Below are 11,199 nucleotides of genomic sequence, written 5' to 3' on the forward strand. Positions count from 1 at the left end.
GATCCGGTCGAAACCCGGGAATGGCTGGAGGCACTGGAATCGGTTATCGAGTACGAGGGGGTTGAGAGGGCGGAGTACCTGCTTTCGAAACTCTCGGACAGGGCGACCCGCGCGGGCACGCCCATGCCCTACGCCATCACCACGCCCTTCCGCAACAGCATCCAGCCCATGGACGAGGCGCGGATGCCCGGCGATATGTTCATGGAACGCCGCATCCGCTCGCTGATCCGCTGGAACGCGCTGGTCATGGTGATGCGCGCCAACCTGAAGCCCGGTGATCTGGGCGGCCACATTTCCACCTTTTCCTCGGCCGCGACCCTCTACGACGTGGGCTTCAACTATTTCTTCCACGGTGGCGATGACAAGCGCGAACCGGACCTGATCTATTTCCAGGGCCACGCCGCCCCGGGCATCTACGCCCGCTCCTTTCTGGAAGGGCGGCTCAGCCAGGAGCAGCTCGACCACTATCGTCAGGACACCCTCGAGAACGGCATCTCCTCCTATCCCCACCCCTGGCTGATGCCGGACTACTGGCAGTTCCCGACCGTTTCCATGGGGCTGGGCCCGATCCAGGCCATCTACCAGGCCCACATCATGAAGTACCTCCACAACCGGGAGCTGGTGGAAAGTGGCGACCGCAAGGTCTGGTGCTTCGTGGGCGACGGCGAATGCGACGAGCCTGAGACCCTGGGCGCCATCGGCCTGGCCGGGCGCGAGAACCTGGACAACCTCATCTTCGTGGTCAACTGCAACCTGCAGCGCCTCGACGGCCCCGTGCGCGGCAACGGCAAGATCATCCAGGAGCTGGAGGGCATCTTCCGCGGTGCCGGCTGGAACGTGCTCAAGGTGGTCTGGGGCCGCCACTGGGACACCCTGTTCGAGAAGGACACCGAGGGCGTGCTCCAGGAGGCTCTGGACCGCACCTGTGACGGTGAGCTCCAGAACTACCTGAGCCAGGGGCCGGCCTATACCCGCAAGCATTTCTTCGGGCAGAGCCCGGAACTGGCGGAGTTCGCCAAGGAGCTGACCGATGATGACATCCTGGCACTCAACCGCGGCGGCCACGACCCCTACAAGGTCTACGCCGCCTACAACGAGGCGGTGAACAACAAGGGCCAGCCCACGGTCATCCTGGCGCACACCATCAAGGGCTACGGTTTCGGCAAGGGCGCGGAAGCACAGAACATCGCCCACCAGGTGAAAAAGCTGGACAAGGACGCGCTCAAAGCGTTCCGGGACCGTTTCGGCGTGCCGGTGAACGACGACGAGCTCGACCAGCTGCCCTACTACCGCCCAGCGGCGGACAGCCCCGAAATGCAGTACATGCAGAAACGCCGGCGTGAGCTCGGCGGCCACCTGCCGCGCCGGCGCCGGGACTCGAGCCCGCTCAAGATCCCCGAGCTCAAGACCTTCGACAAGCTGCTCGAAGGCACCGGTGAAAAAGAGATGTCCACGACCATGGCGTTCGTGCGCATGCTCACCATCCTGCTCAAGGACAAGCAGGTCGGCCAGCGCGTGGTCCCCATTGTGCCGGACGAGGCCCGCACCTTCGGCATCGAGGGGCTGTTCCGCCAGACCGGGATCTACACCTCCGAGGGCCAGAAGTACACGCCCGAGGACCGGGACCAGATCATGTACTACCGGGAGGACAAGAAAGGCCAGATCCTTCAGGAAGGCATCAACGAGGCCGGCGCCATGTCCGCCTGGATCGGCGCCGCGACCGCCTACAGCAACCACGACTACCCGCTGCTGCCGTTCTACATCTTCTACTCCATGTTCGGCTACCAGCGGGTAGGCGACCTGTGCTGGGCGGCTGGTGACATGCGTGCGCGCGGCTTCCTGCTGGGGGGCACCTCCGGTCGTACCACCCTCAACGGCGAGGGCCTCCAGCACCAGGACGGCCACGGGCTGATCCTGCACAACGTGGTGCCCAACTGCCTGACCTACGATCCCACCTACGCCTACGAGGTGGCGGTGATCATCCAGGAAGGCATGCGCCGGATGTACCAGGAAAACGAAAGCATCTACTACTACATCACGCTGCTCAACGAGAACTACGCCCATCCGCCCATGCCGAAAGGGGCGGAGGAAGGCATCATCCGGGGGCTCTACCAGCTGGAAACCGTGAACGTCGCGGGCAAGGCGAAGGACAAGGCGCCCCGGGTCCAGCTGCTGGGCAGTGGCGCCATCCTCAACGAGGTGAGGGCGGCTGCACAGATGCTGAAGGAGGAGTTCAAGGTGGGCTCCGACGTGTGGAGCGTGACCAGCTTCGGCGAGCTGGCCCGTGACGGCCAGCACGTCGCGCGCTGGAACCGCCTCCACCCGGACAAGAAAAACCGCACCTCCTGGGTGCACGACCAGCTCAGGGATCAGAAGGGGCCGGTGATTGCCTCCACGGACTATATCCGGCTGCAGTCCGAGCAGATCCGTGCCTTTGTGCCGGCCTCCTACCATGTGCTTGGCACCGATGGCTTCGGACGCTCCGATACCCGCTGGAACCTGCGATCCTTCTTCGAGGTGGACCGCTACCACGTGGTTACGGCCGCGCTGAACGCGCTGGCTGAGGAAGGCACCGTGGAGCAGGCCACTGTTATCGAGGCCATGAACCAGTACGGCATCGATGGCGACAAACCCAATCCAGCGTCCACCTGATCCGGCGGCAGAAGGAGGCACGGCACTATGAGTGAACAGGAAATCCGGGTTCCCGAGCTGGGCGGTGCGGAATCGGTTGAGATTGTAGGGGTTCTGGTCAGTGTGGGCGATTCGGTGAACACCGAGGATCCACTGCTGGAGCTGGAATCCGACAAGGCCACTGTTGAGCTGCCGGCACCCGCGGCCGGAAAGATCACCCGCCTGGATGTGAAGGAAGGCGATTCCCTCAAGGAAGGGGATCTCGTAGGTATGATGGATACCGCCGAGGGCGGCGACTCAGGCGACAGCGAGCAGGCCGGCGGTGACGCGGAATCGGCAGGAGACGATGACGCATCTGTAGGAGCGAGCTCCGCTCGCGATGGCGATGAGCCCCAGAACGCAGATGCTGGAGCTTCCGGCGGCGAGCAGACCATCCGGGTCCCAGAACTCGGCGGTGCGGACTCGGTGGAGATCGTCAGCGTGCTCGTCAGCGTGGGTGATTCGGTGAATGCCGAGGATCCCCTGCTGGAGCTGGAATCCGACAAGGCCACCGTCGAAATGCCGTCTCCCGCCACCGGAAAGATCACCCGCCTCGACGTGAAAGAAGGCGACTCCCTGAAGGAAGGCGATGTCGTCGGGACGATGGAGGTGGCGGGCTCCGGGGACGAAGGAGCGAGAAGCGGGGAACAAGGCACAGGCAGCAAGGCGCAAGGCGCAGTAGAGAGCGCGGCGCAGGAAGACACTGTAGGAGCGAGCTCCGCTCGCGATAACGCTGGCAGCCAGCAAGCAGCCTCCAGTCCGGCCCCGAGCCCCGAACCACCCTCTACCGCTGAGCCCTCCGGCAAACGCGTCCACGCCGGTCCCGCCGTACGCCGCATCGCACGCGAGTTCGGGGCGGACCTGCAACAGATCAAGGGCAGCGGACCCAAGGGGCGCATTCTCAAGGAAGACGTCCAGTCCTGGGTGCGCAACCAGCTTCAGTCCGGTGGCAGCAAGCCTGCCGGTGGTGGTGCCGGCATTCCAGAGGTGCCACTGCCCGACTTCAGCCAGTTCGGCGAGGTCGAGCGCCAGTCCATGACCAAGATCCAGCGGCTGACCGCCCAGGGCATGCATCGCAGCTGGCTCAACGTGCCGCACGTCACCCAGTTCGAGAAGGCCGATATCACCGATCTGGAAGCCTTCCGCAAGGATCACAAGACCGAGGGCGAAAAGCGGGGCGTGAAAATGACGCTGCTGCCTTTCCTGATGAAGGCCTGTGCCCATGCGCTCATCACCTATCCGCAGTTCAACGTGTCACTGGATATGGCGAACGAGCAGATCATCCAGAAGCACTACTGCCACATCGGCATCGCAGTGGATACACCCAATGGGCTGGTGGTGCCGGTGATCCGGGATGTGGATCGCAAAAGTATCTGGCAGCTCGCGGAAGAAGCCCAGGAGCTGGCCGGCAAGGCTCGGGACAAGAAGCTCACCAACAACGACATGAGCGGTGCCTGCTTCACCATCACCAGCCTGGGGGGAATAGGGGGTACCGCTTTCACGCCGATCGTGAACTCGCCCGAAGTGGCGATTCTTGGCGCCTCAAAAGCCTCTATGGAGCCGGTCTGGGATGGCACCCAGTTCCAGCCACGGTTGATGCTGCCGCTGTCGCTGTCCTACGACCACCGGGCCATCAACGGGGCGGATGCAGCCCGCTTCAGTGCTTTGTTGTCGAGCGTTCTGGGCGATCTGCGTGAGTTGATCATGTAGGTGGATTAGCCTGGCCCGCATTGCAGGCCAGGCGCTTCATTGAGCGCTAGAGCGTCATGGCTGCAATCCAGCCGAAGACAATCAGCGGGATATTGTAGTGAATAAAGGTTGGGACCACGCTGTCCCAGATGTGGTCGTGCTGGCCGTCGGCATTCAGGCCCGCCGTTGGGCCCAGGGTGGAATCGGATGCCGGTGAGCCAGCGTCCCCCAACGCGGCTGCCGTTCCAACCAGTGCCACAGTGGCCATGGGGGAGAAACCGAAGTTCAGTGCCAGCGGCACATAGAGCGATGAAATGATCGGGATCGTTGAGAAAGATGAGCCGATCCCCATGGTAATAAACAGACCCACTGCCAGCATGACCAGGGCGGCCAGTCCGGGGTTGTTACCTATGATATCCGTGGAGCTGGTCACCAGTGATTGAATGGCGCCACTGGCCTCCATGACACTGGCGAAGCCGGAAGCGGAAATCATGATGAACCCCACCAGTGCCATCATCCGCATGCCTTCGGTAAAGACCGTATCCTGCTCGCGCCAGTGGAAAACACCACTCACCGACAGGATCGCAAAGCCGAAGATACCGCCAACAACCATGGAACCACTGAGCAGCTGAACGGTGACTGTGCCGATGAGTGATAGCGCCAATACCCCCTTCTGCCAAAGCTTCAGGTGGCTGGCAGCTTCCTCTGGCGTCTCATCCCCGTGGGCAAGGTCGCGGTCTTCATAGGTGCGTTGGCTGCGATAACTGAATAACACCGCCACGACTAGACCGATGGCCATGCCGCTGATGGGGATGCCCATGGCCAGCGGTACCATGTCCTCGGTCACCGCCAGTCCCATGTCCGCGCCGCTCTCGTTGATGTTTGCGAGCAGCAGGTCGTGAAGGAAGATGGAGCCAAAGCCCACTGGTAACAGCATATAGGGAGCGGTGATACCGAAGGTAATGACACAGGCCGCCGCGCGGCGGTCGAGCTGCAGGTGATTCATGAATTTCAGCAGCGGGGGAACCAGAACCGGAATGAAGGCGATATGCACGGGGATCAGGTTCTGTGAGCTTATAGCTGCGGCGAGCAGGACTCCCAGCACCATCAGGATGATGCGCTGGCGGTGTGGAATTCCTCCATCAAGATGCAGCCTCTCAATCGCCTTGCGCGACAGCAGCTGGGTGATCCCGGAACGGGAAAGAGCCACGGCAAAGGCCCCAAGAACGGCGTAGGAAAGGGCCACCTTGGCGCCCCCACCCAGTCCGTCATTGAATGCGCTCAGGATCTCGTTAATAGGCATGCCTGCCCAAAGACCGCCCACCAGGGTGGCCACGATGAGGGCGAAGACAACGGAAACACGGGCAAGACTCAGGGAAACCATCACAAGGATGGCCAGGACAACGGCGTTCATTAAACAGGCTCCTGGGGGTACGTACTTGCAGTCCACACTGTGGGGACGCAAAAGCGCCATATTTTCGCTTGCCAGACCCGCCGCCGTCACTTGGGTGATCATCAATCCAGCCTTTATGCCGCGATTGGGCGCCCGCGATACCCATGCCAGTGGCAGGCACGTTACAGTAAGGGCCAAGTACGACACTGAATGGGGCACGTGATCCCCGGGTAATCATAGGACCAACTCAATGCTCAGGCGAACCAAAATAGTTTCAACGCTCGGCCCGTCCACGGACTCGGCCGAATCGATTGCCGCGATTATACGGGCGGGGGTTGATGCGACGCGGCTCAACTTCTCCCATGGCAGTGCTCAGGAACATATCAATCGGGCCAAGCGGGTCAGGGAAGCCGCTTCTGCCCAGCAGCGTTTTGTCGCGCTGCTGGCGGATCTCCAGGGCCCGAAGCTGCGGATTTCGGGGTTCAGGGAGAACAAGGTAACCCTGAAAGCCGGCCAGTCGTTCGTGCTGGACGCCACCCTGGCGAAGGATGCCGGCACCAACGAGCAGGTGGGCATCGATTATGAACAGTTGGTTGATGACGTGACGCCGGGGGACGTTCTGGTCCTGGACGATGGCGCCATCGAAATGGAGGTGGTGTCGGTGGGCGATAACAGCATCACTTCCCGGGTTCTGGTTGGCGGTGTTCTTTCCGACAACAAGGGACTGAACAAGCGTGGCGGTGGGTTGTCCGCTAATGCGCTTACGGCCAAAGACAGAGAGGATATTGTGACGGCCGCCCGATTGGGGGCCGACTACGTGGCGGTGTCCTTCGTGCGCAGTGGCGAGGACTTGCATACGGCGCGCCGGCTTTTGAAAGAGGCCGGCTCTGAAGCGGGGGTGGTTGCTAAAATTGAGCGTGCCGAACTGGCCCATGATGAGGCCGCCCTGGATGCGGTCATTGAGGCATCCGACGTGGTCATGGTGGCGAGGGGCGATCTTGCGGTGGAGATCGGTGATGCTGAGTTGGTCGGTGTTCAGAAGCACATCATCCATCGCGCCCGGGTGCTGAACCGCGGTGTCATCACCGCCACCCAGATGATGGAGTCCATGATTACCAGTCCCATGCCGACCCGTGCGGAGGTTTCCGACGTGGCCAACGCGGTGATGGACTACACCGATGCCGTCATGCTTTCTGCTGAGACAGCGGTGGGCGACTATCCTTTGGAGGCAGTGAAATCGATGGTGCGGATCTGCCTGGGCGCTGAAAAGCATCCCACCATGGGTCAGTCCCAGCACCGTATCCATGAAGCCATGGCGCATGTGGACGAGGCGGTGGCATTATCCGCCATGTATGCGGCGAATCATCTAGAAGGCGTTACAGCCATTATCTGTATGACGGAGTCGGGGGCAACACCCAGGTTGATGTCCCGGATCAAGTCCAGCCTGCCCATCTTCGCCTTTTCGCGACACCATGCCACACAGCATCGCGTGGCCCTGTTGCGCGGGGTTCAGACGGTTCCCTTTGATGCCTTCGAGATTCCCAATGAGAAGACGAACGCTTTGGCGGTTCAACAATTGGTGCGCTGGGGCGTGGTGGCAGAGGGGGATCGTGTGGTGATCACCAAGGGCGACTACGTGAATGCCCAGGGGGGCACGAACACGATGAAAATTGTCCGGGTCGGGGCGGACATCCAGTAAGCGTGGTTACCGCCGCGTCTCGGGGCAACCGTTACTGTGGCTGTGCCAGTGTGGCGCAGGCCGGCTTTTTGCGTTCACCTAGTAAGCCATTATCTGATATCGGCAAAACCCATAAGCAAAGAGTGATAAATGGGTTAAAGCGATAACCTCTGCCTGTTATCCTTTAGGCCATCGTGCTATTGGAAAACAGGTGCTTATTCCTGATGACTCTATCATCAAGCAACTCACCCCTGACCGACGAGCAGGCTCGACAGCTCAATGACGTGCTGGGTAACCTCGAAGGTCACCAGATTGACTGGCTCTCCGGGTATCTGGCCGGCTGGCGTGCCGCCCAGACCGGCCAGCCCTCCGCCGGTGGGGCCGCTGCGGCGGCCAGCGTGGAAGCGCCCTCACTGACCGTGCTCTACGGCTCCCAGACCGGCAATGCCGAGGGTGTGGCCGAGATGCTCGGCGAGCAGGCCAGTGCCCGGGGCATCAAGGCCTCGGTCGTGGATATGGCGGATTACAAACCCCGCCAGCTCAAGAGCGAGAGCTTCGTGGCCGTGTTGGCGTCGACTCATGGCGAAGGCGACCCGCCGGACGGCGCCCTGGACTTCCACGAGTTCATACACAGCCGCAAGGCCCCCGGGCTCAAGGGCGTCCATTACGGCGTGCTGGCGCTGGGGGACACCAGCTACGAGCATTTCTGCCAGACCGGCAAGGACTTTGATGCGCGCTTTGCGGAGCTGGGTGCCAGCCAGCTGGTTGAACGGGTGGATTGCGACGTCGACTACGATGACCCGGCAGAGGCCTGGGTGACGGCCATGCTGGATGCCATCGAGGCGAAGGCGGGTGCGGCAGTCTCCGCTGGCAGTGGGCAGAGTGCGGGCGGAGCGCCCGGCAAGTCCCAGTACGACCGCAAGAATCCCTTCCCGGCGCCGGTGCTTGAGAACCTGGTGCTCAACGGCCGTGGCTCCAACAAGGAGACGCGCCACATTGAGCTCTCCCTGGAGGATTCCGGGTTGACCTACAGGCCCGGCGACGCCGTGGGCATCTACCCCCAGAACAACCCCAACCTGGTGGCAGCCATCATTGAAAAACTGGGGCTGGACCCGGAAGAGACCGTCTCACTGGGCGAGACCCAGACCACTCTGTCCAAGGCCCTGATGCATTACCGTGAGATCACCGTGCTCACGAAGCCGCTGATGGAACAGTGGGCGGCTTACAGCGGGGATGCGGAACTGCAGAAGCTGGTGGGCGACCAGGCGGGACTGACGGACTGGATGCGTGGCCGTGATCTGCTGGATCTGATTGAAACCTGGCCGGCGGAAGGGCTTGGGGCGGACACTCTTACAGGCATGCTGCGCAAGCTGCCACCCCGTCTCTATTCCATCGCCTCCAGTCAGGCGGCGGTGGATGAAGAGGTCCACATGACCGTGGCGGCGGTGCGTTACGAATCCCATAACCGGGAACGGGAGGGCGTTGCCTCCACCTGGCTGTCGGACCGGCTTGAGGACGACGCCACGGTTCCGGTGTATATTGATCCGAACAAGAACTTCAAGCTGCCGGAAGATGATGATGCGCCTGTCATCATGATCGGGCCGGGAACCGGCGTGGCGCCCTTCAGGGCGTTCATGCAGGAGCGCGAGGAACGTGGCGCCCGGGGGCGGAACTGGCTGTTCTTCGGTGAGCAGCACTTCCACATGGATTTCCTCTATCAGAGCGAGTGGCTGACATGGCGCCGACAGGGGCTGCTGGATCACCTCACCGTGGCCTTTTCCCGGGACCAGGAGGAGAAGGTGTATGTCCAGAACCGGATCCGGGACTACGCCACGGAGCTCTGGAGCTGGCTGCAGGACGGCGCCTACCTCTACGTCTGTGGCGATGCGGATGCCATGGCACCGGACGTGAACGAGGCCCTGATCGACGTGATTGCCCATGAAGGCAACAAGAGCCGTGATGAGGCCACCGAATACCTGCGGGATCTTGCCCGCGAGAAACGTTACCAACGGGATGTGTACTGATGGCCGATAAACTCCCAGAAGCCGAGATCATCAAGCGCGAGAGTCGCTACCTGCGTGGCACCATTGCGGAGAGCCTGGCGGATGAGGCCACGGGTGCCATCGCGGAAGCGGACACCAAGCTGACCAAGTTCCACGGCAGTTACCAGCAGGACGACCGCGACGTGCGCGACGAGCGCCGCAAACAGAAGCTGGAACCGCTGTACATGCACATGGTGCGTCTGCGTCTGCCGGGCGGGGTGCTCACACCAACCCAGTGGCTGGGCCTGGATGAGGTGGCCGATGAGTGCGCCAACCATACACTGCGGCTGACCACGCGCCAGACGTTCCAGTTCCATGGCGTGTTCAAGAACAAGATGCGCACCCTGATGCAGCGGGTGAACGCCCTGGGGATTGATTCCAAGGGTGCCTGCGGTGATGTGAACCGCAACGTGGTTTCCAACGTGAACCCGCACGAGTCGCAGCTCCATGCGGAGATTCACCGGCTCTCCGATGAAATCAGTGAGCGCCTGATGTGGCGCTCCAGTGCCTACGCCGAGATCTGGCTGGGCGAGGAGTGCGTGCACCGTGTGGGCGAAGAGGAAGAGCCCTTCTACAGCTACTACTACCTGCCGCGTAAGTTCAAGATTGCGCTGGCGGTTCCGCCGGAGAACGACGCGGACGTCTTCGCCAACGACATTGGCCTGATCGCCATTGTTGAAGGCGGCGAGCTGCGTGGCTTCAACATCGCTGTGGGCGGCGGCATGGGCACCACTTACGGCGAGCCCGAGACCTATCCGCGCCTGGGCACAGTCGCCGGTTTTGTGCCGGCGGACCAGGCGGCGGATGCCTGCGTGGCGATCACCGCCATCCAGCGCGACCATGGCATGCGCACCAACCGTTCCCACGCGCGCTTCAAGTACACCATTGATGACCATGGCCTGGACTGGCTCCGTGAGAAGTTCACCGAGTACCACGGTCAGCCGATGGAAGAGGCGCGGCCCTATGAGTTCGATCACAACGGTGACCGCTTTGGCTGGGTCGAAGGTGAGAACGGCAACAGCCACCTGACCCTGCACATCGACAGTGGCCGGATCGCAGACTGGGATGGTTACCCGCTGCGTACTGGCCTGCGTGAAATCGCCAAAGTGCATACGGGTGAGTTCCGTATTACCTGTAACCAGAACCTGGTGCTGGCTAACGTTACCCCGGAGCAGAAGGACACCATCCAGCGCCTGGTGGATCAGTACGGTCTGCGTGATGGCACTAAAGCCACGCCGCTGGCCCGCAATGCGATGTCCTGCGTGGCCTTCCCGACCTGTGCCCTGGCCATGGCGGAGTCCGAGCGCTACCTGCCGACGCTGGTGGAAAAGCTGGATGAGCTTATGGCCAAGCACGGACTGTCGGATCAGGCGCTCAACGTACGGGTGACCGGTTGCCCGAACGGCTGCGCGCGGCCCTACCTGGGTGAGATCGGCCTGACCGGCAAGGCGCTGGGCAAGTACAACCTGTACCTGGGGGCGGACCATAAGGGTGAGCGCATGAATCGGCTCTACCGTGAAAACATCGATGAGGCGACCATTCTGGGGATCCTCGATCCGATGCTGGAGCGGTATGCGGCTGAGCGGGAGGCCGGGGAGTACTTTGGGAATTTCCTGGTGCGTGCTGGAATCGTCGAGGCGGAGCGGACGCCGGCGATGTTCCATGAGGCGTTGGCTACGGAGTAAACCTTAGACCGGGGCGGAGAGTGCGGCAGGGCTGGACGGGAA

6 protein-coding genes are annotated in these 11,199 nt (G+C 62.1%); 5 read left to right on the top strand and 1 reads right to left on the bottom strand.

Annotation, left to right across the window (positions count from 1 at the left end):
* On the top strand, positions 1 to 2,652 hold a 2,652-nt coding region (gene aceE, locus QZ501_RS13210; protein ID WP_295720121.1), incomplete at its 5' end, for a pyruvate dehydrogenase (acetyl-transferring), homodimeric type.
* A 27-nt stretch (positions 2,653 to 2,679) separates the two neighbouring features.
* The gene (gene aceF, locus QZ501_RS13215) at positions 2,680 to 4,380 is read left to right on the top strand and encodes a dihydrolipoyllysine-residue acetyltransferase (protein WP_295720123.1); all 1,701 of its coding nucleotides are present in this window, start codon (positions 2,680 to 2,682) and stop codon (positions 4,378 to 4,380) included.
* Between the two features lie 46 nt (positions 4,381 to 4,426).
* Here the strand turns inward: aceF and QZ501_RS13220 are convergent, their stop codons facing one another.
* Positions 4,427 to 5,773, bottom strand: coding sequence for a Na+/H+ antiporter family protein (locus tag QZ501_RS13220; RefSeq protein ID WP_295720124.1), 1,347 nt, complete (start codon positions 5,771 to 5,773; stop codon positions 4,427 to 4,429).
* 229 nt (positions 5,774 to 6,002) lie between these two features.
* Here QZ501_RS13220 and pyk point away from each other — a divergent pair, with 229 nt between their 5' ends.
* The 3 genes from pyk (at position 6,003) to cysI (ending at position 11,157) form a co-directional block, all read left to right on the top strand.
* Positions 6,003 to 7,451, top strand: a complete 1,449-nt coding sequence (gene pyk / locus QZ501_RS13225) for a pyruvate kinase (RefSeq protein WP_295720126.1) — start codon at positions 6,003 to 6,005, stop codon at positions 7,449 to 7,451.
* A 203-nt stretch (positions 7,452 to 7,654) separates the two neighbouring features.
* Positions 7,655 to 9,454, top strand: coding sequence for an assimilatory sulfite reductase (NADPH) flavoprotein subunit (locus QZ501_RS13230; protein ID WP_295720128.1), 1,800 nt, complete (start codon positions 7,655 to 7,657; stop codon positions 9,452 to 9,454).
* The gene (gene cysI / locus QZ501_RS13235) at positions 9,454 to 11,157 is read left to right on the top strand and encodes an assimilatory sulfite reductase (NADPH) hemoprotein subunit (RefSeq protein WP_295720131.1); all 1,704 of its coding nucleotides are present in this window, start codon (positions 9,454 to 9,456) and stop codon (positions 11,155 to 11,157) included. Before QZ501_RS13230 ends, cysI begins: the two co-directional genes overlap by 1 nt.
* Positions 11,158 to 11,199 lie beyond the last annotated feature (42 nt).

Origin of the sequence: uncultured Halovibrio sp., assembly GCF_913056445.1 — a bacterium.
Taxonomy (GTDB): domain Bacteria; phylum Pseudomonadota; class Gammaproteobacteria; order Pseudomonadales; family Oleiphilaceae; genus Halospina; species Halospina utahensis_B.